This window comes from Sphingomonas crocodyli, from assembly GCF_004005865.1.
GTDB classification, from domain to species: Bacteria; Pseudomonadota; Alphaproteobacteria; order Sphingomonadales; family Sphingomonadaceae; genus Rhizorhabdus; species Rhizorhabdus crocodyli.
Genome location: NZ_SACN01000001.1, coordinates 329,947 through 352,042, shown reverse-complemented (window position 1 = coordinate 352,042; position 22,096 = coordinate 329,947). Strand labels below are relative to the sequence as shown.

The following is a 22,096-nucleotide window of genomic DNA, read 5'->3' as shown; positions in this document are numbered from 1 at the left end:
GGCGGAGCCGGCGTGGCAAGGGCGCGCCGCGCCTGGCCTTTGGAGATTTGAGAATGTCGGACATCAAGCGGGTCGTGCTTGCCTATTCGGGTGGCCTCGACACCAGCGTCATCCTGAAGTGGCTGAAGGAGACCTATCAGTGTGAGGTCGTCACCTTCACCGCCGATCTCGGCCAGGGCGAGGAGCTGGAGCCTGCCCGCGCCAAGGCCAAGCTGATGGGCATCAAGGACGAGCACATCTTCATCGACGATCTCCGCGAGGAGTTCGTGAAGGATTACGTGTTCCCGATGATGCGCTCGAACGCGCTGTACGAGGGTCTGTATCTGCTCGGTACCTCGATCGCGCGCCCGTTGATCGCCAAGCGCCAGATCGAGATCGCCAAGATGGTCGGCGCCGACGCGGTGTCGCACGGCGCGACCGGCAAGGGCAACGATCAGGTCCGCTTCGAACTCGGCTATTATGCGCTCGCGCCCGATATCAAGGTGATCGCGCCGTGGCGCGAATGGGATCTGACCAGCCGCACCAAGCTGATCGAATATGCCGAGCAGCACCAGATTCCGGTGCCCAAGGACAAGCGCGGCGAATCGCCCTTCTCGACCGACGCGAACCTTCTCCACACCTCATCCGAGGGCAAGGTGCTCGAAGATCCGTGGGATGAGGTTCCCGATTACGTCTATTCGCGCACCGACAACCCGGAGGACGCGCCCGACACGCCCGAAGTCATCACGATCGATTTCGAACGCGGTGACGGCGTCGCGATCAACGGTGAGGCGCTGTCGCCCGCCGCTCTCCTCACCAAGCTCAACGAACTGGGCAAGCGCCACGGCATCGGCCGCCTCGATCTGGTCGAGAATCGCTATGTCGGCATGAAGTCGCGCGGCATGTACGAAACGCCGGGCGGCACGATCTATCACCTCGCCCATCGCGGCATCGAACAGATCACCCTCGATCGCGGCGCCGCGCATTTGAAGGACGAGCTGGCGCCCCGCTATGCCGAGCTGATTTACAACGGCTTCTGGTTCTCGCCCGAGCGCGAGATGCTGCAGGCCGCGATCGATCACAGCCAGGAAAAGGTGACGGGCACCGTCCGCCTCAAGCTCTACAAGGGCAATGTGATCGTGACGGGCCGCAAATCGCCCTACACGCTCTATTCGGAAAAGGTCGTCACCTTCGAGGACGACGCCGGCGCCTACGACCAGCGCGACGCCGCGGGCTTCATCAAGCTCAACGCCCTGCGCCTGCGCCTTCTGGGCCGTCGCGACGGACGGTAAGTCCCACTATATCGATCGGGAAGCGGTAATAATGGCCGGTGTTGAGCCGGCCAGCCGCTTCCAGTTCGTGCAGGAACACGTCGCCCTTGTCATAGGCCCACGGCCCCCCGCGCATGAGCCAGATGGTCGGCGCGGCGCGGCTGACGCCATCGGTCGCTATGCCACGCAGATGCGCCTGATCCAGTGACGGCACACCGCGCGATCCGCTGACATACCAGCTGCCCTTTGGCGGGTTCAGCACCGGCACTTCGCCGGGGATCGGCCGCGTCTTCAGCGGCAGCCCCAGATCGCGCACCGCCCGATCGAACGGCAAGGCGCTTTCGTTCGGATAGGCATAGACGAGGTCGCCCGGCTTCGCCCGCGCGCCGACCCAGCGCGCGGCGGCATACCAGTCCTCCTGCGGGCGATTGGCGATGCGCGCATCGACGTCGGCCGTCCCCTGATCGACGAGCAGATAGATGGCGGCGGCCCAGAGCAGCCACTTCACCTTCCCCGCATAGCCGCCCGCGCCGATCCCGATCAGCAGCATCGCGGGCACGGCGAGCGCCGTCATCGTGCGGATGATGAACACCGGCGCGACCGTCGCCGACAGGATCAGCGACACCGCGACGGGGACAATGGCGAGGATCAGCAGCGCGCCCGCAATGCGCCGCCCGGTCGGCTCCCTGCGCACCCGCCACAACGCCGCCAGCACCAGCAACGCCACCGCCGCACGCAGCCCGTCGCCATTGCCGGTCCAGATCAGGGTCACGCGCCGCCACAGATTGTGGCCCGAGAATTTGAGCCAGGTCGCCTTGATCCACATCGGCGCCTGATCGAGCAGGATGATCAGCGCCGGACTCCACACCAGCAGCACGATCGCATGCCCGCCGACCAGCCAGCCCCAGTCGCGGGCATTCCGTGGCCACGCGACCACCAGCAGCGCCAGCCCCATCGCCGCGGCATAAAGCGGCCCCATATTGTGGAGCCACAGCATCAGCGCCGAACAGGCGAGATAGGCCGCATAAGGCGCGCCCTCGATGCGCCCCCGCCCCGCGATCCGCATCAGCGCCCAGGTGCCCAGCGCATAGGCCATGATCATCAGCGGATAGGGCCGCACCTCACGCGCCATTTCCACCAGCACCGGCGACACCGAAGCCGCCGCCATCGCCGCGACCGCGATCAGCCCGGCGCGATCGGTCAGCCCGCTCGCCCGCGCCGCATCGCGCGCCGCCAGCGCCACCACCGGCAGCGCGATCGAGCCGGCGACCACACCGAACAACCGATGTCCCAGCAACCCGTCGCCGACGATCAAGGTCCACGCGCGCAGCAGCGAATAATAAAAGGGCGGATGCGTCTCGTACGCCGGCACCACGCTCCACAGGAAATGCCAGCCCTTCGACGCAGCATAGGCGCTGTACGCCTCGTCGAGCCACATCGGCTCGTCGGTCAGCCCCCACGCGCGCGCGCCGATGCCGAACAGAAGAACGAGAGCGCCAAGCAGCAGCCAGCGATTGCGGAGCGAAATCATCGCCGGCCTATGCCACCGGCGAAAAAGGAAGGACAGGGCCGGCGGGGGCTGGTCGAGCGGGCCGACCCTGTCCAGCCGGGCGCATCGAGATCCGTCGCGCATGACGGCTGCCGTCGGATTGGGGGACGATGACAGCCCGACCCCGACGCTGTTGCCCGGTTGCGTCGTGGTAAGCCCGCCGGAAGCCGGTTCGGAGTCGGGGAATCTACTGTGGTGCCGCTTAGGCCGCCTGCTCCAGCGCCTCGCTCGCCTCCAGCCATTCGGCCTCGATCGCGTCGCGCTCCTTCTCCACGTCGGCGCGCAGCTTCATCAGTTCGGTCGTCGTGCGCTTCGAATCGGCGGGGGTCGCGGTCTTGGGATCGAACAGCGCGCGATCGATCTCGGACAGGCGCGCGCCCAAAGTCGCGATCTTCTGCTCCATCGCCTTGACCGAATTGCGCAGCGCCTGCGCCTTTTCGCGCGCCTGTGCCGCCGCCTTCTTGTCTTTCTTGCCAGCGCCCTTGCCGCCCTCGCCCTTCGGCGCCTTGCCGAGGATCAGGTCGGTATAATCTTCGAGGCTCCCCGCAAATTCCTTCGCGGTGCCGCCGTCGACCAGGACGAGGCGATCGGCGGTCAGCTCGATCATGTGGCGATCGTGGCTGACGATTACGACGGTGCCCTTATAGCCGTTGAGCGCCTGCACCAGCGCCTCGCGCGCATCGACGTCGAGGTGGTTGGTCGGTTCGTCGAGGATCAGCATGTGCGGCGCGTCGCGTGTGATGAGCGCCAGCGCGAGCCGTGCGCGCTCGCCGCCCGAAAGCTTCCCCACCTTCTGCGTCGCGCGGTCGCCCGAAAAGCCGAAGCGGCCCAGCTGCGCACGCACCGCCGCCGGGGTCATCCCCTGCATGATGCGGGTCATATGCTCCAGCGGGGTATCGTCGCGATCGAGTTCTTCCACCTGATACTGGGTGAAATAGCCGACCCGCATCTTGCCCGAAGATGCCATCGCGCCGTCCATCGGCTTCAGCTGCGCCGCCAGCAGGCGCGCCAGCGTGGTCTTGCCATTGCCGTTGCGGCCGAGCAGCGCGAGCCGATCGTCGGGATCGATCCGCAGGTTCAGCCGCTGCAGGATCGGGGTATCGCCATAGCCCACGCTCGCCAGATCGAGCGTGATCAGCGGCGGGCGCAGTTCGTCGGGATCGGGGAAGTCGAACGAGAGGCTCGGATCTTCGGCCAGCGCCGCGATCGGCTGCATCTTGGCCAGCATCTTCTGGCGCGACTGCGCCTGCTTGGCGGTGGAGGCGCGCGCCGAATTGCGGGCGATATAGTCCTGCAGCTTGGCGCGCTGCGCATCCTGATTGGCCTTCGCCGCCGCCAGCTGCGCGGCACGCTCGGCCCGCTGCCGCTCGAAGCTGTCATAACCGCCCGCATAGAGCGTGGTCTTGCCGCCTTCGAGGTGGAGGATGTGATCGACCACATTGTTGAGCAGATCGCGTTCGTGGCTGATCACCACGATCATCCCCGGATAATCCTTGAGGAAGTTCTCCAGCCAGAGCGTCGCTTCGAGATCGAGGTGGTTCGAAGGCTCGTCGAGCAGCAGCAGATCGGGGTTGGAGAACAGCAGCGACGCCAGCGCCACGCGCATCTTCCAGCCGCCCGAATAGCTGTCGAGCGGACGTCCCTGCATCTCCTCGTCAAAGCCGAGGCCCACCAGAATCGTCGATGCGCGCGAGGGCGCGGTGTACGCGTCGATCGCCTCGAGCCGATCGTAAATCTCGCCCATCCGGTCGGGATCCTCGACCGTCTCGGCCTCGATCAGCAGCGCGGCGCGCTCGACATCGGCGGCCAGCACCGCCTCGATCGGCGTGGTCGTGCCCGACGGCGCCTCCTGCGCGATATAGCCGACGCGCAGCCCCTTGGGCTTGTCGAGATCGCCGTCATCGGGCTCCAATTGCCCGATCATCACCTTCATCAGGGTCGACTTGCCGGCGCCGTTGCGGCCGATCAGGCCCACCTTCGATTTGGGCGGCAAAGCAGCCGACACGCGATCGAGGATCGTGCGCCCACCCAGACGGACGGTCAGATTCGAGAAATTGAGCATGGCGCGCCCGTAGCAGGCGCACGCGCGCGAGAAAACCGTCCCGTGCTGCGGTGCCGCAATTAGCTTGACATTGCCGTGTTTGTTCTATATATGTTCTTATTCGCACTTTGGGGGAGGTGCCTATATGCAGGTTTCGACAGTACCATCAGGCCTCAATCCGCTCGTCATTGCGATAAGCCGCAGGCGACGAAGCAATCCGGCTCCGACGTTGGATCGGATTGCTTGGCTCCCCCTGGTCATCGCGTTTCTGGCTATCGGCTGGAAAGCTGGCGTGGCGCGTGGCATCGTTTCTGGAATGAGGTCTGGTCTAATCCTTGTCGTGGCTGCGATCATTGCATCTGCATGCTCGGCTCCCGCACCTCGCGCCTGCAAACCACCAAGAGATTACTGGAAAAAGCCGGTTCTCGGACTCGGACTGCATGTCGCTTGGAATGTGCTCACGATAGATCAGAACGGCTTCATCTTCTGGAACGGGTCCAAAATACGCGATACCCAATTGGGGCGCTTGCTCGAAGGCTCGCATTCGCTCGATCCCGAGCCGCAAGTATATCTCGAAGCCGAGATGGGTGTGACATGCGATGCTCTGGAGAAAGTCCGCAACACGATGGACGAAACGCTCCAGTGCCGATCAGGCAATGGAAAATGCGTCGAAGGCTATCCGAAGTTCGTTCCGATGCCCGCGGGTGGGTGATCAGCGAGCAGCTTCGCCAAATCGATTATCGACGAACCCCAATCGCAACCGCAAATCACCAAAACCAAAGGCCACAAAAGCCACAACCATTGTGGCTTTCGCTCGCCCTAACCTTTCTTGGCCCCGGAAATCCGCCCCGCAGGCTTGAAGCCATAACCTTTATCTCTTTATGTCGGCGCCACCGATAAGACCCAAGGGGAGCCTCATGTCCGATATCTATCCCGTGCCCGCAGAATGGGCTGCGAAGGCCAAGGTGACGAAGGCGGATTATGAGGCGGGGCACGCCCGCTCGCTGAACGATGCGGATGCCTTCTGGCTGGAAAAGGCGCAGCGGCTCGACTGGCTGACCTTCCCCACCAAGGCGAATGAATCGAGCTTCGACGAGGCCGATTTCGGCGTGAAGTGGTTCGCCGACGGCGCGCTCAACGTCGCCGCCAACTGCCTCGACCGGCATCTGGCCGAGCGCGGCGATCAGATCGCGATCATCTGGGAACCCGATGTTCCCACCGAGGAGCCGAAGAAGTTCACCTACAAGCAGGTCCTCGCCGAGGTGTGCCGCTTCGCCAATGTCCTGAAGGGCCAGGGCGTGAAGAAGGGCGATCGCGTCACCGTCTATATGCCGATGATCCCCGAAGCGGCGTTCGCCCTGCTCGCCTGCGCGCGGATCGGCGCGATCCATTCGGTCGTGTTCGGCGGCTTCAGCCCCGAGGCGCTGGCCGGCCGCATCACCGATTGCGATTCGACCGTGGTCGTCACCGCCGATGAGGGCCGTCGCGGGGGCAAGCATGTCCCGCTCAAGGCCAATGTCGATGCCGCCGCCGCACACACGCCGTGCCTCAAGAGCGTGATCGTCGTGAAGGCGACCGGCGGCGCGATCGCGATGCAGGACGGCCGCGACGTCTGGTATCACGAGGCCGCGGCGTCGGTCTCCGCCGACTGCCCGGTCGAACCGATGAACGCCGAAGATCCGCTGTTCATCCTCTACACCTCGGGCTCCACCGGAAAGCCCAAGGGCGTGCTCCACACCACCGGCGGCTATCTGCTCTGGGCGGCGATGACGCATGAAGCCGTGTTCGATTATCGCCCCGGCCAGATCTACTGGTGCGCCGCCGATATCGGCTGGGTCACCGGCCACACCTATATCGTCTATGGTCCGCTCGCGAATGGCGGCACGACGCTGATGTACGAAGGCGTCCCCAACTGGCCCGACGCCAGCCGCATCTGGCAGGTGGTCGATCGCCACAATGTCGAAATCATCTTCACCGCGCCCACGGCGCTGCGCGCGCTGATGAAGGACGGCGACGATTTCGTCGCCAAGACCTCGCGCAAGACGCTGAAGCTGCTGGGCACGGTGGGCGAGCCGATCAACCCCGAGGCGTGGCGCTGGTATCATGATGTGGTCGGCGAAGGCCGCTGCCCGATCGTCGACACCTGGTGGCAGACCGAGACCGGGGGCGCGATGATCACCCCGCTGCCCGGCGCGATCGATCTCAAGCCCGGATCGGCCACCAAGCCCTTCTTCGGCGTCGAACCCCAGATCGTCGATGCGGACGGCAAGATTCTGGAGGGCGCGACCGAGGGCAATCTCGTCATCGCGCGCAGCTGGCCGGGGCAGATGCGCACCGTCTGGGGCGATCACGAACGCTTCTTCCAGACCTATTTCTCGACCTATCGCGGCAAATATTTCACCGGCGACGGATGCCGCCGCGATGAGGACGGCTATTACTGGATCACCGGCCGGGTCGACGATGTCATCAATGTCTCGGGCCACCGCATGGGCACCGCCGAGGTCGAATCGGCACTCGTCCTCCATCCCAAGGTCGCCGAAGCCGCGGTCGTCGGCTTCCCGCACGACATCAAGGGCCAGGGTATCTACGCCTATGTCACCCTGAACGCGGGCGAGGAATCGAGCGAGCCTTTGCGCAAGGAATTGCGCGACTGGGTCCGCACCGAAATCGGCCCGATCGCGACCCCCGACGCGATCCAGTTCGCCCCCGGCCTGCCCAAGACCCGCTCGGGCAAGATCATGCGCCGCATCCTGCGCAAGATCGCCGAGGGCGACGTTAGCTCATTGGGCGACACCTCCACCCTCGCCGATCCCTCCGTCGTCGACGATCTGGTCGCCAACCGGGTCGGCTGACCTCATCCTTTGGGTCGGGCGGGCAACCTTTCGTTACGGAACCGGGGCGGATCGGCTATCGTTTGCGCTCCATATCCGTCAGCCGGAAGGGCAGTCCGAATGACCGACAGCGTCCGTTACAACGGCACCGCGCGCCTCCTTCACTGGACGATCGCGGTGCTGATCATCGCCAATCTGATCCTGGGCATCGGCCATGATCCGTTGGGCGAAATCCTCCCCGCCATGCCGATCCACAAGTCGATCGGGCTGACCGTGCTGGCGCTCAGCCTGTTCCGCCTCGTCTGGCGCATCACCCACACGCCCCCGCCCCTCCCCGCCTCACTCGCCGGATGGGAAAAGGGCGCAGCGCATGCGATGCACTGGCTGCTCTACGCGCTGATGATCCTGCTGCCGCTGTCGGGCTGGATCATGTCGTCGGCGGGCACGCGGCCGCTCCAGTGGTTCTGGCTGTTCGACGTGCCCAAGCTTGATGTCGCAAAGGGCGACGCGATCGTCAGCCTGTCGGGCGGGAGCCACGGCCCGATGGGCTTCCTGATGATCGCGCTGCTGATCGGCCATATCGGCGCCGCGCTCCGCCACCACTTCCTGCTGAAGGACGACGTGCTGCGGCGGATGCTGGGTTAAGCCGGAAGCCGCATCAGCCCTTCCTGCGTGGTCGTCGCGATCAGGCGGCCGTCGCGGGAAAAGATATGGCCGCGGTTCATGCCGCGCCCCTGCCCCGCCGACGCGCTGTCGCTGACGTAGAGCAGCCAATCCTCGATGTTCACGTCCTGGTGAATCCACAGGCCGTGATCGAGGCTGGCGACATGCGCGCCCTTCTTCAGCCGGCTGCGGTGCGGGCCGATGCAGGCATTCACCAGGAACAGGTCCGAAGCATAGGCCAGCAGGATGCGGTGCCAGCTCTGATCGGCGGGCACGTCGCGGCACCGGAACCACATCGCCTGTTCGGCGGGGCCATCCTCGCGCTGGAAGGGTTGGCAGCCGGTGATCGGGTGGACGTCGATCGAGGTGATCCGCCGCAGCATCGATTCGCGCATCGATTCGGGCGCCTGCTCGGCCGCCGCGCGCTGGACATCCTCCAGGCTCGGCAAAGCTTCGGGCGGGGGCACGTCGGGCATTTCGGGCTGGCGCCACGACCCCGGCTCGGGCGCGTGGAACGACGCCATCATCGTCAGGATCGGCTTGTCGTTCTGATGCACGACGACGCGCCGGCTGCTGAACGCCCCGCCATCGCGATCGCGCGCCACCTCGACCTTGATCGGCGTATCGAACGCGCCGCCGCGCAGGAAATAAGCGTGGAGCGAGTGGACCGGGCGATCGGCGGGCACCGTCAGGGTCGCGGCGCTTAGCGCCTGCGCGATCACCTGCCCACCGAACAAAGTGAACCAGCCGTCGTTCGTCGTGCGCCCTTCAAACAGGTCCGGTCCGACCGCGTTCATCGTCAGCGCGCCGATCAGTTCGTTCATGCATTCCTCCCGTTACCTCGTCCTTAGGCGGCGGGGCACAAAACTGAAATGGATTCTGCCGAAGCTTATGGCGAGGCGTTCGCACTTGACTTGGAAGCACCCCCCTCCCAAGGCTCGCGCCCTTCGAAAACCCCTTTTAAAAAGGCTGTTCCCGTGTCTGATGTGCCTGAAATCGCCCTCACGCTTCCCGATGGTTCGGTGCGTAAGGTCGCGACCGGCACCACCGCGGGGCAGATTGCCGCCGCGATCGGGCCGGGCCTGGCCAAGGCGGCGCTGGCCGCGCGCGTCGATGGCGAGCTGCGCGATCTCGATCGCCCGATCGAGGCCGATGCGACGCTGTCGCTCGTGACCGCGAAGGACGAGGCCGACGCGCTCGAACTCGCGCGCCACGATTATGCGCACGTCCTGGCCGAAGCGGTGCAGGCACTGTTTCCGGGCACGCAGATCACCTTCGGCCCGTCGACCGACGATGGTTTCTATTACGACTTCGCGCCCAAGGATCGCCCCTTCACCGAGGAGGATCTGCCCGCGATCGAGGCGGAGATGCGCAAGATCATCGCCGCCAACAAGCCGCTGCGCCGTGAGGAATGGAGCCGCGAGCAGCTGATCAGCCGCTGGAAGCAGCAGGGCGAAAGCTTCAAGGCCGAATGGGCGGCCGAACTGCCGGGCGACGAGCCGCTGACGGTCTATTGGTCGGGCGACGACTGGCTCGACATGTGCCGCGGCCCGCATCTGCCATCGACCGGCAAGCTCGATCCGGCGGCGTTCAAGCTGACGCGCGTTTCGGGCGCCTATTGGCGCGGCGATCAGAAGAACGCGATGCTCAGCCGCATCTACGGCACCGGCTGGCTCAACAAGAAGCAGCTCGACGCGCATCTGACGCGGCTTGAGGAAGCGGCCAAGCGCGATCACCGCAAGATCGGGGCGGAGATGGACCTGTTCCACCTCCAGTCCGAAGCGCAGGGTTCGGTCTTCTGGCACCCCAAGGGCTATGCGATCTGGCGCGTGCTGGAGGCGTATATGCGCCGCCGCCTCGATGGCGCGGGCTATGTCGAGGTCAAGACGCCGCAGCTGATGGACGCGCGCCAATGGGAGCAGTCCGGCCACTGGGGCAAATATCGCGAGAATATGTTCGTGGTGCCCGACGAGGTGCCAAACACCGAAGAGGAAGGCCCGGTTCTGACCGGCGAGGGCGACCTGATGGCGCTCAAGCCGATGAACTGCCCGGCGCACATCCTGATCTTCAAGCAGGGCATCACCAGCTATCGCGACCTGCCGATCCGCATGGCCGAATTCGGCTGCTGCCACCGCAACGAGGCGCATGGCGCGCTGCACGGCATCATGCGCGTGCGCCAGTTCACGCAGGACGATGCGCACATCTTCGTGCGCGCCGATCAGCTGGTCGAGGAAGTGAGGCTGTTCTGCGACCTGCTCGACAGCATCTACAAGGATCTCGGCTTCGACAGCTATGCGATCAAGCTGGCGCTGCGCCCCGAAAAGCGTTTCGGCAGCGAAGAGATGTGGGACTGGGCCGAACAGTCGCTGCGCGATGCGGTCGCCGCGACGGGACGCGCGACCCCCGAGTTCGGCTGGGAGGAGCTGGAGGGCGAAGGCGCCTTCTATGCGCCGAAGCTGGAATTCCACCTGACCGACGCGATCGGCCGGACGTGGCAGTGCGGCACGCTGCAGACCGACACGGTCCTGCCCGAACGACTCGATGCGGCTTATGTCGGCGAGGATGGCGCGCGCCACCGCCCGATCATGCTCCACCGCGCGATCCTGGGCACGTTCGAACGCTTCATCGGCATATTGATCGAACATCATGCCGGCCGCTTCCCGGTATGGCTGGCGCCGGTGCAGGCGGTGGTCGCGACGATCGTGTCCGATGCGGACGGCTATGCGGCCGAAGTTGCGGCGAAGCTGGCGGCGGCGGGCATCCGCGTCGAGACCGACCTGCGCAACGAGAAGATCAATTACAAGGTGCGCGAACACAGCCTGGCCCGCGTTCCCGCTTTGCTGGTCGTCGGGCGTCGCGAGGCCGAGGAAGGCACCGTCGCGGTCCGCCGTCTGGGCAGCGAAGGCCAGACGATCATGACCGTCGACGAGGTGATCGCGGCGCTCAAGACGGAGGCGACTCCGCCCGATCTTCGGACCGCCTGATCGACAAATATCGCAGTGCAGCGTGGAAAGGCCCGAATTTTCGGGCCTTTCCCATCTTTCAAAAGCCCGCGCGAACGCTTATATCGCCCGCGTCCAGAAGCCTCGACAGGAGAAGATTCTATACGTCCCCCGATGATGCGCCGACCGCTCGGCCAGCCGCCGATGCCGCTCAACGGCCCCCGTTATAACGAGTTCATCCAGTCCCAGAAGGTCCGGGTGATCGATGAAAACGGCGAAAATCTGGGCGTGATGTATACGCGCGAGGCGATGGAGCAGGCGCAGGAAGCCGGCCTCGATCTGGTCGAAATTTCCCCGAACGCCGATCCGCCCGTCGCCAAGTTCCTCGACATCGGCAAGTTCAAGTACGAGGCGCAGAAAAAGGCGAACCTCGCCCGCAAGACTCAGAAGACGCAGGAGATCAAAGAGATCAAGATGCGTCCGAACATCGACGATCATGATTATGATACGAAGATGAAGAAGATCCACGAGTTCATCGAGGAAGGCGACAAGGTGAAGGTCACTTTGCGTTTCCGCGGTCGCGAACTCGCGCACGGCCAGCTGGGCATGCAGGTCCTGCAGCGGGTTCAGGCCGACATGGCGGAGACCGCCAAGGTCGAACAATATCCGCGCATGGAAGGCCGTCAGATGCTGATGGTCATCGCGCCGAAGAATTAAAGTCTTTCAGCGGGCGGCCCGCAGCGCGAGCCGCCCGTCGATCCAGCGACATCCCACGCCAAGCGCCAGAAACAGCGCCGCGATGGCCGCGATATAAGCGGCGACGCCCCATCCGACCCTGTTCGGATTGAGGAAGAAATAGGGATACCAGCCGGACAAGGCACCCATCGTCATCGTCCATCCGGTATAGCTGAGTGGATAGATCAGCCAGCGCCACGGCCCCGCGCGATCGATGCCCCCATGCGGCCCAAACCACAGCCAGCAGACGATCCACAATCCGGGCACGGCCTGGTGCGCGAGCAGATTGCCCCACCAGCCGACGGCATCGAACTTCTGATGCCCGGCGAGCAGCGCCTGAAACACCGCCGCGACGACCACGATATAGACCGTCAACGCGGCCCGCGTGCCCGGCGCGCTGGCCCATCGGTGGAGCCGCCCGGCGCCCGTGGCCATGCCGATCGCGGCGAGCAGGATCAGCGTGTTCGACTGGATCGTGAAGAAGCTGACATAATGCGCGGTCTGCGCCAGCGGCCGATCGGGATGCTGCGACAGCGCCCAGAGATATTCGAGGACGAGCCCCACCAAGGCGAATATCGCCAGCGCGCCATGCGCGAGCCGGGACGAACTCACGTCGGAACGATCACGCAGGTGGCTGCCACAATTCGATCGGATTGCCTTCGGGATCGTGGATGCGGGCGAAGCGGCCGGTTTCGGGTGCATCCCATTCGGCGCGCGTTTCGACCGCGATCCCCGCCGCCGTGAGCGACGCGATCATATCGTCGATGCCGTCGACGCGCAGGTTCAGCATGTGCTGCTTGTCCGCCGGGAAATAATCGGTGGTCGCCTTGAACGGCGCAAACACGACCGGACCGGCCTGAACCCGCCAGAACCAGTCGGACGGATCATCCCCGCCATCGCCGCTGCATCCCGCGCCGACGTGCAGATGATCTTTATACCATTTGGAGAGCGCGTCCGGGTCCTGCGCCCGGAAGAAGATGCCGCCGATCCCGAGCACACCCATATCTTGCCTCCCTAAGCCGCCTTCTTCGCCGACGCCGGTCCCGCCGCATCGAGCAGCAACCGTTCGAGCGTCTTGAGGCGCGACTGGCTGCCGATTTTATCGCCGGTCAGATCGGTTATGTAGAAAACGTCGACCGCGCGTTCGCCATAGGTCGCGATATGCGCCGAATGGATCGTCACCTTCGCCTGGAACAGCGCGTGCGACAGCGCGTGGAGCAGCGCCGGTCGATCGCGGGCGTTCACCTCCACCACCGTGTACCGGTTCGACGCGCGATTATCGATCAGGACGTTCGGCTCGATCGCGAAGGCATCGGCCCGCGGGCGGGCGAGCGGCTTGGCGGCGAGACGATCGGCCATGCGGTTGCGATTGGCCAGCGCATCCTCGATCGCGATCGCCAGCCGCTTCATCCGATCATCCTCGTCGAACGGCTGCCCGAAGGGATCCTGCACGACGATATTGTCGATCGCCATGCCGTCGCGCGTCGTATGGATGCGCGCGTCGATGATGCCCGCGCCCGCAAGGTGGATCGCGCCGGCGATCCGGTAGAACAGGCCCGGATGGTCGCCCGCATAGATGGTGACGAGCGTCGCGCCGCTATCGGGCTGCGGCGCCGCGATGATCGCGAGCGATTTGCCGTCGCCATCGGCCTCGGCGATCTGGCGCGCATTCTTTTCGAGCACGTCGAGGCTTTCGGCGACCCAATAGCTTTCGGGGAAGCGCGCGGTGTAGCTGGCCATCAGATCGGCGGGCCAGCCGAGCCGTTCGGCCAGGGCCGCCTGCTTTGCGGAAACCCGCTCGCGCCGGCCGGTCTGCTTGTGGCCGAGGCGCAGCACTTCTTCCGCAGCCTCATAGAGATCGCCGAGCAGCTGGCGCTTCCAGCTGTTCCACACGCCAGGGCCGACCGCGCGGATATCGACGACGGTAAGGCACAGGAGCAGGCGCAGGCGTTCCGGGCTTTGCACCCGTTCGGCGAAATCGAGGATAGTCTTGAAGTCGGAGAGATCGCGCTTCATCGCGGTATCCGACATGATCAGGTGGTAGCGGACGAGCCAGGCGACCGTCTCGGTCTCCGCTGCCGTCATGCCGAAGCGCGGGCACAGCTTTTCGGCCACTTCGGCGCCCAGCACGCTGTGATCGCCGCGCCGCCCCTTGGCGATGTCGTGCAGCAGGATCGAGACGTAGAGGACGCGGCGCGACACGATCTGGTGGATGATCACCGACGCGATCGGATGATCCTCGCGCAACTCGCCCTTTTCGATCCGGGCCATCAGCCCGATCGCGCGGATCGAATGCTCGTCCACCGTATAATGGTGGTACATGTCGAACTGCATCTGCGCGACGACGCGGCCGAAATCGGGAACGAAGCGACCGAACACCCCCGCCTCGTTCATCCAGCGCAGCACCGTTTCGGGATCGTTGCGCGAGGCGAGTACGTCGAGGAACAGCGCGTTCGCCTTCGGATCGCGGCGGACGGCATTGTCGATCAGCCGCACGTCTCGCCCGGCGGCGCGCATCGTGAGCGGGTGGATTTCCAGCCCATGCTTGTCGGCCAATGCGAACAGCTGGATCAGCCGCACCGGATCCTGCGCAAAGAAATCGTCCGTCGGCATGGCCAGCCGGCCGCGATCGAGGACGAAGCCGTCGAGCTTGGTAGGCTTGCGGCGCAGGCTCGGCAGGCCGAAGCGGCGGCCCTTGCCCGCGAAACTTTCGTCGATATGCGCGAGGAAGATGGCGGTGAGGTCGCCCACCCGCTTCGCCATCAGGAAATAATGCTGCATGAAGCGTTCGACCGCCGATTTGCCGGGGCGATCGGCATAGCGCATCCGCCGCGCCAGTTCGGGCTGGAGATCGAAGGTCAGCCGTTCCTCGGCACGCTTCGCGACGATGTGGAGGTGGCAGCGCACCGCCCACAGGAAATTCTCGGCCTGCTGGAACTGGCGCAATTCGGTGCGCGTCAGCAGCCCCTTGTCGACCAGTTCGGGCACCGATCGCACCTGATAGGCATATTTGCCGATCCAGAAGAGCGTGTGGAGATCGCGCAGCCCCCCCTTGCCCTCCTTCAGGTTCGGTTCGACGACATAGCGGCTGTCGCCCATGCGCTTGTGCCGATCATTCCGTTCGGCGAGCTTTTCGGTGACGAAGAGGCGGGCGGTGCCGCTGACCACCTCCTTGTCGAACAGGCGTGCGGCCTGATCGTAGAGATCGGTATCGCCCCAGACGTAACGCCCTTCGAGCAAGGCGGTGCGGATCGTCAGGTCCGACTTCGCCATGCGCACCATCTCGTCGAGCGAGCGCGACGAATGGCCGACCTTCAACGCCAGATCCCAGAAGGAATAGAGCATCGATTCGATGACTTGCTCCGACCAGCTCGTCTGCTTCCACGGGGTCAGGAAGGCGATGTCGACGTCCGAATAAAGCGCCATTTCCCCGCGCCCGTAACCGCCGACCGCGACCAGCGTGAGCCGCTCGGCGGCGCTGGGATTGTTGAGGGGGTAGAGCCGCTCGACCGTGAAATCGTGGATCAGGCGAATGATCTGATCGGTCAGGAAGGCGTAAGCCGACGCCGCCTCGGTCCCGCGCCCCGGCGCTTCTTCAAGCCGGCGCGCGATTTCGGCGCGCCCAGCCTCCAGCGCGGCGCGCAGGATCGGCGTCGCGGCGTTGCGCATGTCGGATACGCCGCCCGCTTCGGGCAGGTTCGCCAAGGCATCGGCGACGGCGCGCCGATCGATGATCGCGCGGCGCTGCGGCAGGGCGTCGAAACGGGAAGCCATGCTGCGGACATAGGGGCGATTTGGTTACAGGAGAAGGGCTGACCACCCCAAATCCGTTCGTGTCGAGCGAAGTCGAGACACGTTCGCATATGCCGACATCCCTCGACTTCGCTCGGGACGAACGGTGGTGGGTTGGAGGGCTCAGTCCTCCGCTGCCAGACGCTTGAGCTTGTAGATCAGATCGAGCGCATCGCGTGGGCTGAGCGCGTCGGCGTCGATCGCTTCGACTTCGGCGCGCAGCGGATCGGCGACCGGTTCGGGCGTCGCGGCGGCCGCTGCAGCGAACAGCGGGAGATCGTCTAACCCTGCCGCCAGACCGCCGGTCGCGGCCTTGCCCGCCTCCAGCCGCTTGAGCACGTCGCGCGCGCGGCCGAGGACGGCGGGGGGCAGGCCCGCAAGCTTGGCGACCGCGATGCCGTAGCTGCGATCGGCGGGGCCGTCGGCCAGTTCGTGGAGGAGGACCAGCTCGCCCTTCCATTCGCGCGCGCGGACATGGTGGAGCGAGAGCGCGTCGAGCCGCTCGGCCAGCCGGGTCAGTTCGTGATAATGGGTCGCGAACAGGCAGCGGCAGCGGTTCATGTCGTGCACCGCCTCCACCACCGCCCAGGCGATGGCGAGGCCATCATAGGTCGAGGTGCCGCGCCCGACTTCGTCGAGAATGACGAAGCTGCGTTCGGTCGCCTGCGCGAGGATTGCGGCGGTTTCGACCATTTCGACCATGAAGGTCGATCGCCCGCGCGCCAGATTGTCCGACGCGCCGACCCGGCTGAACAGCCGATCGACGATGCCGAGCCGCGCGCTGGTCGCGGGCACCGGGCTCCCCGCCTGCGCGAGGATCGCGATGGCCGCATTCTGCCGGAGGAAGGTCGACTTACCGCCCATGTTCGGGCCGGTGACGAGCCACAGCCGCCGATCTTCGGCCAAAGTACAATCATTGGCGACAAAGCGTTCGCCCGACGCCGCAACCGCCGCCTCGACTACCGGATGGCGGCCGCCGCGCACGTCGAAGCAATTGACCGGTTCGAATTGCGGACGGGTCCAGCCGCCCTCGATCGCGCGTTCGGCAAGCGCCGAGGCGACGTCGAGCCGCGCGAGCGCATCGGCGGTCGCTGCGATTTCGGCGGTGCGCGCGAGCGCGGCTTGGGTCAGTTCCTCCAGATGCGCCGCTTCGGCCGCGAGCGCATGCGCGCCGGACTGATCGACGCGCTGCGCCTGTTCGTGGAGTTCGGGCGCGTTGAAGCGGACGACGCCGGCCAGCGTCTGGCGGTGCGTGAACCCCGAGTCGGCCGCCATCAGCGGATCGGCATGCTTCGCTTGCACCTCGATATGGAAACCGAGGACGCCATTATGCTTGATGCGAAGCGAGGCGATACCGGTGCGGTCGCGATATTGCGCCTCCAACGCGGCGATGGCGCGCCGCCCCTCCCCGCCCGCGCCGCGCAGCGCATCGAGCGCGGCGTCATAGCCTTCCGCAATATAGCCGCCCGACGCCGCATCGATCGGCGGCATCGGCACCAAAGCGCGCTTGAGATGATCGACCAGTGCGCCGTGGCCAAGGAATGCGGGGAGCAGTTGTACGAGCAAGGCCGGGCTCGGTTCGATCCGGCGTAGCAGTTCGTGAAGCGCATAGCCCTGATCGAGGCCGTCGCGCAGCTGGCCGAGGTCGCGCGGTGAACCGCGCCCCGCCACGATCCGGCCGAGCGCACGGCCGATATCGGGAAGCGCGCGCAGGGTGCCGCGCATCCGATCGCGCAACGCCCCGTCGCGTTCGAACAGTTCGACCAGATCGAGCCGGTCGATGATCGCTTGTGTATCCGTCAGCGGCGCCGACAGATCGGCCGCCAGCAACCGCGCACCCGCGCCCGTCACCGTGCGATCGACCGCGTCGAGCAGGCTGCCCTTGCGCGTGCCGGCCTGCGACTGGGTGATTTCCAGGCTTTCGCGCGTCGCGGCGTCGATCATCATATGATCGGCGATGACGCGGCGGCGCGGCGGCTGCAGGAAAGGCAGGCTCCCCTGCCCCGCGCGTTCGAGATAGGCGATCAGCGCGCCCGCCGCCGCCAGTTCAGGCCGCCCGAACGCGCCGAAACCATCGAGCGTCGCGACGCCCAGCAGGCTTTTCAGCCGCGTCTCGCCCTTCAGCGAATCGAAATTATCGCGCGGCCAGCCGATCGCCTCATCAGGGGCGCCCGCCATATCGTCGGGGACGAGCAGTTCGGCCGGATCGAGCCGGGCGAGTTCGGCGTCGAGCGCGCCTTCGGGCAGCGACACCACCTCGAACCGCCCCGTCGAGATATCGGCGGCGGCGATACCGTAAGCGCCGCCCACATTCGCCACCGCGACCAGCCAGTTGGCGGCGCGCGCATCGAGCAGGGATTCCTCGGTCAACGTGCCCGCCGTCACCACGCGCACGATCGCGCGGCCGACCAGCGCCTTCGATCCGGCGCGCTTCTTGGCCTCTGCCGGACTTTCGGTCTGTTCGGCCAGCGCGACGCGGTGCCCCGCCTTGATCAGCCGCGCGAGATACATTTCCGCCGCATGCACCGGCACGCCGCACATCGGGATCGGCGCGCCTTCATGTTCGCCGCGCGACGTGAGCGCGATATCGAGCGCGGCAGCGGCCGCCTTGGCATCTTCGAAGAACATTTCGAAGAAGTCGCCCATGCGGTAAAATAGCAGGCAATCGGGCGCGGACGCCTTCAACGCCAGATATTGCGCCATCATTGGGGTCGGCCCAGCCGCCCCTTCTTTCACATCACCCCGAGCCATTTTCCGGCTGATAGCGGCTTGTGGGCGGAGCGGCCATGCCCCAAAAGGCCATGCACGAACGCGATCGGCCGCAGCCGATCCAATAAGGGGCGGGAATATCCGATGAGCGACAGCAAGGTTCAGTTTTCGGATCGCGAGGCGCTGCACTTCCATTCGACCGGGCGCCCCGGCAAGATCGAGATCGTCGCATCCAAGCCGATGGCGACCCAGCGCGACCTGAGCCTGGCTTATTCGCCCGGCGTCGCGGTGCCCGTCCGCGCGATCGCCGAAGATCCCGCCACCGCCTACGACTATACCGCCAAGGGCAATCTGGTCGCCGTCATTTCGAACGGCACCGCGATCCTGGGCCTGGGCAATCTGGGCGCGCTGGCATCCAAGCCGGTGATGGAAGGCAAGGCCGTCCTGTTCAAGCGCTTCGCCGACGTCGATTCGATCGACATCGAACTGGCGACCGAAGATCCCGATGCGATCATCGAGGCGGTAGCGCTGATGGAGCCGAGCTTCGGCGGCATCAACCTTGAGGACATCAAGGCCCCCGAATGCTTCATCATCGAGCAGACTTTGCGCGAGCGGATGAACATTCCGATCATGCACGACGATCAGCACGGCACCGCGATCATAACCGCCGCCGGCCTGATCAACGCCGCGCATCTGACAGGCCGCAAGCTCGACGAGATGAAGGTGGTCGTGAACGGCGCCGGCGCCGCCGCGATCGCGTGCACCGCGCTGATCAAGTCGATGGGCGTGCGCGCCGACAACGTCATCATGTGCGATCGTACCGGCGTGATCTATCAGGGTCGCGAAGAGGGCATGGACCAGTGGAAGTCCGCCCACGCCGCCAAGACCGACAAGCGCACGCTGGCCGAAGCGCTGGTGGGTGCCGACGTGTTCCTGGGCCTGTCGGCCAAGGGCGCGCTCAAGCCCGAAATGGTCAAGGAGATGGCCGACCATCCGATCATCTTCGCGATGGCCAATCCCGATCCCGAAATCACCCCGCCCGACGCCAAGGCGGCCCGCCCTGACGCGATCATCGCGACCGGCCGTTCGGACTATCCGAACCAGGTCAACAACGTGCTGGGCTTCCCCTTCATCTTCCGCGGCGCGCTGGACGTGCGCGCGACCGCGATCAACGAGGAGATGAAGATCGCGGCTGCTCAAGCACTCGCCGAACTGGCGCGTGAGCAGGTGCCCGAGGAAGTGGCCGCAGCTTATGGCGGCGCCGCACCGCGCTTCGGCCGCGACTACATCATCCCCGCGCCGTTCGATCCGCGCCTGATGGAGGTGGTGCCCGCCGCCGTCGCGCAGGCCGCGATGGACACCGGCGTCGCGCGCAAGCCGATCCTCGACATGGACGCCTATCGCCAGGGGCTGAAGGCGCGGCTGAACCCGACCACGTCGGTGCTGACCAACGCCTATGAAAATGCGCGCGCCCACCCCAAGCGCGTCGTCTTCGCCGAGGCGGAGGAAGAGGTGGTGCTGCGCGCCGCCATCCAGTTCAAGAATCTGGGGTATGGCACCCCCGTCCTCGTCGGCCGCGACGACGTGCCCGAAAAGCTCAAGGCGCTGGGCGTCGAGGATCCCGAGAGCTTCGAGCTGCACAACAGCCGCATCTCGCCGATCGTCCCCAAGATGGTCGACTATCTCTACGATCGCCTGAAGCGCCGCGGCTATCTGCGCCGCGAGGTCGAGGTTCTGGTCAATCAGGATCGCCACATCTTCGGCGCGCTGCTGCTGGCACTGGGCGAAGCCGATGCGATGGTGACGGGCACGACCCGCTCCTACGGCCAGGTGTTCCGCCAGGTCCGCCGCGTGCTCGATCCGGCCTCCGGCCAGCGCCCGTGCGGTATCCACCTGTTCGTGAGCCAGAACCACACGACCTTCATCGCCGACACCACCGTCAGCGAGCGTCCGTCGGCGAGCGACCTGGCCGACATCGCCGAGCAGACGGCGGCGGTCGCGCGCAAGATGGGCCACGAACCGCGCGTTGCCTTCCTCAGCTATTCGACCTTCGGCAATCCCGAGGGCAGCTGGCTCGAATCGATCCGCGGTGCTGTGGCCCTGCTCAACGAGCGCGGCGCGAGCTTCGAATATGAAGGCGAAATGGCGCCCGACGCGGCGCTGAACCCCAAGGTGATGGAGCTTTATCCGTTCAATCGCCTGTCCGCGCCCGCCAATGTGCTGGTGATGCCGGGCCTGCAGTCGGCCAACATCTCGGCCAAGTTGCTGCGCGAACTGGGCAAGGGCACGATGATCGGCCCGATGCTGGTGGGGATGGAAAAGCCCGTCCAGATCATGACCATGTCGTCGAACGCGAGCGAGATCCTGACCCTCGCCGTGCTCGCGGCCTCGGGCATCGCCAGCTGATAATCGATCAGGGCACCGAGCGCAGATGGATCAGGGGATAAGGACGCCCCTGCCCGTCGCGCTCGGACCGGCCGGTCGGCACGAAGCCCAAATGCTCGTAGAAGCCGACCGCCTGCGCGTTCTGTTCGTTCACGTCGGTTGAAATCGTGCCGTGCTGCGCGAGCGCGTGCTGCACCAGGGTCCGCCCGACGCCTTTGCCCCGGCTGCCCGGATCGATGAACAGCGCCTCCATATGCGCATCGTCCATCAGCATGAAGCCGAGCGCACGATCGCCAGCATCGACCGCCAGCAGCAACGGCGCACCCGGCAGGAAATCGCGCAGTTCCTGTTCGATCGCATCACGATCCTCGGACGCGAGGAAATCGTGCGTCGCATCGACGGCATCGCGCCATATCCGCAGCACGATATCGCCATCGGCCACGGTCGACGGCCGGATACCGATGTTGCTCATCGATGCGCGTCCTCGGCCTGTTCTGCCTTCATAGAGGCGGCGAGCTGATCGACGGTCTGCGGCGTCGCGGGCAGCTTGAGGCGATTGGCGGGCACATCGACCGTCTCGACGCTGTCGAGCAGGAAGCGGCCGCCGACGTCGATCGGGGTGCCCAATGCGAAGATCGCACGCGTTTCGGCGATGATCGTCTTGACCGCAGGGCCGACCAGAGGCGCCGCCGGCACCAAAGCCGCATTCATGAAGCGTTCGAGCGCGCGGCCGACGGGGACGAGCGACGCTTCGCGGCTGATCACATAATCGACCGTCTTCGCCGGATCGGACGTGTCGATGCCCTTCACATGATAGATCGTGCCGGTGCGCCCGCCGACCGTGCGCCCGCCATCGGGCGTGAGCGTGAGGCTGGTCGCGATCGCGGTGGCATCGGGCGTGCGCAGCATATCGCCGAAGATCGGCGGCACGATCCGGTCGATCGCCGCGCCCACATCGGCGATGTCGGCAACCATCGGCACGCCTTCCTTGTCGCCGATCACATAGAATCGATCGCCGATCATCAGGCCGTAATCATTGCTGTCCGCCTCGCTGATCCGCGCGTCGCCATTGTCGGCGACCTCGATCACCAATGCGCGCGTCTTGCCCGCGTCGAAATAGGTCGCGCGCAGCCCGGCTTGGGCGGGCGCCGCCAGCGCAAGCATCAAAACCAACAACGTCGCGCGCATAGCATCCCTTT

General features: G+C 65.6%; 16 protein-coding genes. 7 read left to right on the top strand and 9 right to left on the bottom strand.

Annotated features, from left to right (window positions below):
• Positions 1-53: 53 nt before the first annotated feature.
• Positions 54-1,271 carry an argininosuccinate synthase gene (locus EOD43_RS01775; protein ID WP_127740516.1) on the top strand — a complete coding sequence of 406 codons (1,218 nt, stop codon included), beginning with the start codon at positions 54-56 and terminating at the stop codon, positions 1,269-1,271.
• Here the strand turns inward: EOD43_RS01775 and EOD43_RS01770 are convergent.
• Both EOD43_RS01770 and EOD43_RS01765 read right to left on the bottom strand, forming a co-directional pair.
• A complete protein-coding gene (locus EOD43_RS01770; RefSeq protein WP_164857055.1) occupies positions 1,225-2,781 on the bottom strand; it encodes a glycosyltransferase family 39 protein in 1,557 nt (518 codons plus the stop codon). The two genes, EOD43_RS01775 and EOD43_RS01770, sit on opposite strands and share 47 nt — an antisense overlap.
• Before the next feature lie 220 nt (positions 2,782-3,001).
• A complete protein-coding gene (locus tag EOD43_RS01765; RefSeq protein ID WP_127740512.1) occupies positions 3,002-4,861 on the bottom strand; it encodes an ABC-F family ATP-binding cassette domain-containing protein in 1,860 nt (619 codons plus the stop codon).
• Between the two features lie 124 nt (positions 4,862-4,985).
• Here EOD43_RS01765 and EOD43_RS01760 point away from each other — a divergent pair, with 124 nt between their 5' ends.
• The 3 genes from EOD43_RS01760 (at position 4,986) to EOD43_RS01750 (ending at position 8,316) form a co-directional block, all read left to right on the top strand.
• Entirely contained in the window at positions 4,986-5,552 is a 567-nt protein-coding gene (locus EOD43_RS01760; protein ID WP_127740510.1) for an ExbD/TolR family protein, read from the top strand.
• A 205-nt stretch (positions 5,553-5,757) separates the two neighbouring features.
• On the top strand, positions 5,758-7,692 hold the full coding sequence (gene acs / locus EOD43_RS01755; RefSeq protein WP_127740508.1) for an acetate--CoA ligase: 1,935 nt from the start codon (positions 5,758-5,760) through the stop codon (positions 7,690-7,692).
• A gap of 99 nt (positions 7,693-7,791) precedes the next feature.
• Positions 7,792-8,316 carry a cytochrome b gene (locus tag EOD43_RS01750; RefSeq protein ID WP_127740506.1) on the top strand — a complete coding sequence of 175 codons (525 nt, stop codon included), beginning with the start codon at positions 7,792-7,794 and terminating at the stop codon, positions 8,314-8,316.
• Here EOD43_RS01750 and EOD43_RS01745 read toward each other — a convergent pair.
• Positions 8,313-9,158, bottom strand: coding sequence for an acyl-CoA thioesterase (locus EOD43_RS01745; protein WP_127740504.1), 846 nt, complete (start codon positions 9,156-9,158; stop codon positions 8,313-8,315). The two genes, EOD43_RS01750 and EOD43_RS01745, sit on opposite strands and share 4 nt — an antisense overlap.
• 48 nt (positions 9,159-9,206) lie before the next feature.
• On the opposite strand from EOD43_RS01745, the gene thrS reads away from it, so the two are divergent.
• Both thrS and infC read left to right on the top strand, forming a co-directional pair.
• A complete protein-coding gene (thrS, locus tag EOD43_RS01740; RefSeq protein ID WP_127740502.1) occupies positions 9,207-11,318 on the top strand; it encodes a threonine--tRNA ligase in 2,112 nt (703 codons plus the stop codon).
• A 132-nt stretch (positions 11,319-11,450) separates the two neighbouring features.
• Complete coding sequence (gene infC, locus EOD43_RS01735; RefSeq protein WP_127740500.1) at positions 11,451-11,993, top strand: translation initiation factor IF-3; 543 nt, start codon at positions 11,451-11,453, stop codon at positions 11,991-11,993.
• Between the two features lie 6 nt (positions 11,994-11,999).
• Here infC and EOD43_RS01730 read toward each other — a convergent pair whose 3' ends face one another.
• The 4 genes from EOD43_RS01730 to mutS all read right to left on the bottom strand — a co-directional run bounded on the left by EOD43_RS01730 (position 12,000) and on the right by mutS (position 18,509).
• A complete protein-coding gene (locus EOD43_RS01730; RefSeq protein WP_127740498.1) occupies positions 12,000-12,623 on the bottom strand; it encodes a Pr6Pr family membrane protein in 624 nt (207 codons plus the stop codon).
• A 10-nt stretch (positions 12,624-12,633) separates the two neighbouring features.
• A complete protein-coding gene (locus EOD43_RS01725) occupies positions 12,634-13,014 on the bottom strand; it encodes a VOC family protein (RefSeq protein WP_127740496.1) in 381 nt (126 codons plus the stop codon).
• A gap of 11 nt (positions 13,015-13,025) precedes the next feature.
• A complete protein-coding gene (locus tag EOD43_RS01720) occupies positions 13,026-15,785 on the bottom strand; it encodes a [protein-PII] uridylyltransferase (RefSeq protein WP_127740494.1) in 2,760 nt (919 codons plus the stop codon).
• Positions 15,786-15,926: 141 nt separating this feature from the next.
• Positions 15,927-18,509, bottom strand: coding sequence for a DNA mismatch repair protein MutS (gene mutS, locus EOD43_RS01715; RefSeq protein ID WP_206363472.1), 2,583 nt, complete (start codon positions 18,507-18,509; stop codon positions 15,927-15,929).
• Positions 18,510-18,656: 147 nt separating this feature from the next.
• Here mutS and EOD43_RS01710 point away from each other — a divergent pair, with 147 nt between their 5' ends.
• On the top strand, positions 18,657-20,918 hold the full coding sequence (locus EOD43_RS01710) for an NADP-dependent malic enzyme (protein WP_127740490.1): 2,262 nt from the start codon (positions 18,657-18,659) through the stop codon (positions 20,916-20,918).
• Between the two features lie 7 nt (positions 20,919-20,925).
• Here the strand turns inward: EOD43_RS01710 and EOD43_RS01705 are convergent, their stop codons facing one another.
• Positions 20,926-21,369 (bottom strand): acetyltransferase, encoded by a 444-nt coding sequence (locus EOD43_RS01705; protein WP_127740488.1) that lies wholly within the window; start codon positions 21,367-21,369, stop codon positions 20,926-20,928.
• A complete protein-coding gene (locus tag EOD43_RS01700; RefSeq protein ID WP_240653042.1) occupies positions 21,366-22,085 on the bottom strand; it encodes a hypothetical protein in 720 nt (239 codons plus the stop codon). Before EOD43_RS01700 ends, EOD43_RS01705 begins: the two co-directional genes overlap by 4 nt.
• Positions 22,086-22,096 lie beyond the last annotated feature (11 nt).

Coding starts and splice junctions, on each gene's coding strand:
- infC (WP_127740500.1), top strand. CDS start 11,451: ATGATGCGCCGACCGCTCGGCCAGCCGCCGATGCCGCTCAACGGCCCC.
- EOD43_RS01760 (WP_127740510.1), top strand. CDS start 4,986: ATGCAGGTTTCGACAGTACCATCAGGCCTCAATCCGCTCGTCATTGCG.
- EOD43_RS01765 (WP_127740512.1), bottom strand. CDS start 4,861: ATGCTCAATTTCTCGAATCTGACCGTCCGTCTGGGTGGGCGCACGATC.
- EOD43_RS01705 (WP_127740488.1), bottom strand. CDS start 21,369: ATGAGCAACATCGGTATCCGGCCGTCGACCGTGGCCGATGGCGATATC.
- acs (WP_127740508.1), top strand. CDS start 5,758: ATGTCCGATATCTATCCCGTGCCCGCAGAATGGGCTGCGAAGGCCAAG.
- EOD43_RS01770 (WP_164857055.1), bottom strand. CDS start 2,781: ATGATTTCGCTCCGCAATCGCTGGCTGCTGCTTGGCGCTCTCGTTCTT.
- thrS (WP_127740502.1), top strand. CDS start 9,207: ATGGATTCTGCCGAAGCTTATGGCGAGGCGTTCGCACTTGACTTGGAA.
- mutS (WP_206363472.1), bottom strand. CDS start 18,509: ATGATGGCGCAATATCTGGCGTTGAAGGCGTCCGCGCCCGATTGCCTG.
- EOD43_RS01750 (WP_127740506.1), top strand. CDS start 7,792: ATGACCGACAGCGTCCGTTACAACGGCACCGCGCGCCTCCTTCACTGG.
- EOD43_RS01775 (WP_127740516.1), top strand. CDS start 54: ATGTCGGACATCAAGCGGGTCGTGCTTGCCTATTCGGGTGGCCTCGAC.
- EOD43_RS01710 (WP_127740490.1), top strand. CDS start 18,657: ATGAGCGACAGCAAGGTTCAGTTTTCGGATCGCGAGGCGCTGCACTTC.
- EOD43_RS01745 (WP_127740504.1), bottom strand. CDS start 9,158: ATGAACGAACTGATCGGCGCGCTGACGATGAACGCGGTCGGACCGGAC.
- EOD43_RS01725 (WP_127740496.1), bottom strand. CDS start 13,014: ATGGGTGTGCTCGGGATCGGCGGCATCTTCTTCCGGGCGCAGGACCCG.
- EOD43_RS01700 (WP_240653042.1), bottom strand. CDS start 22,085: ATGCGCGCGACGTTGTTGGTTTTGATGCTTGCGCTGGCGGCGCCCGCC.
- EOD43_RS01720 (WP_127740494.1), bottom strand. CDS start 15,785: ATGGCTTCCCGTTTCGACGCCCTGCCGCAGCGCCGCGCGATCATCGAT.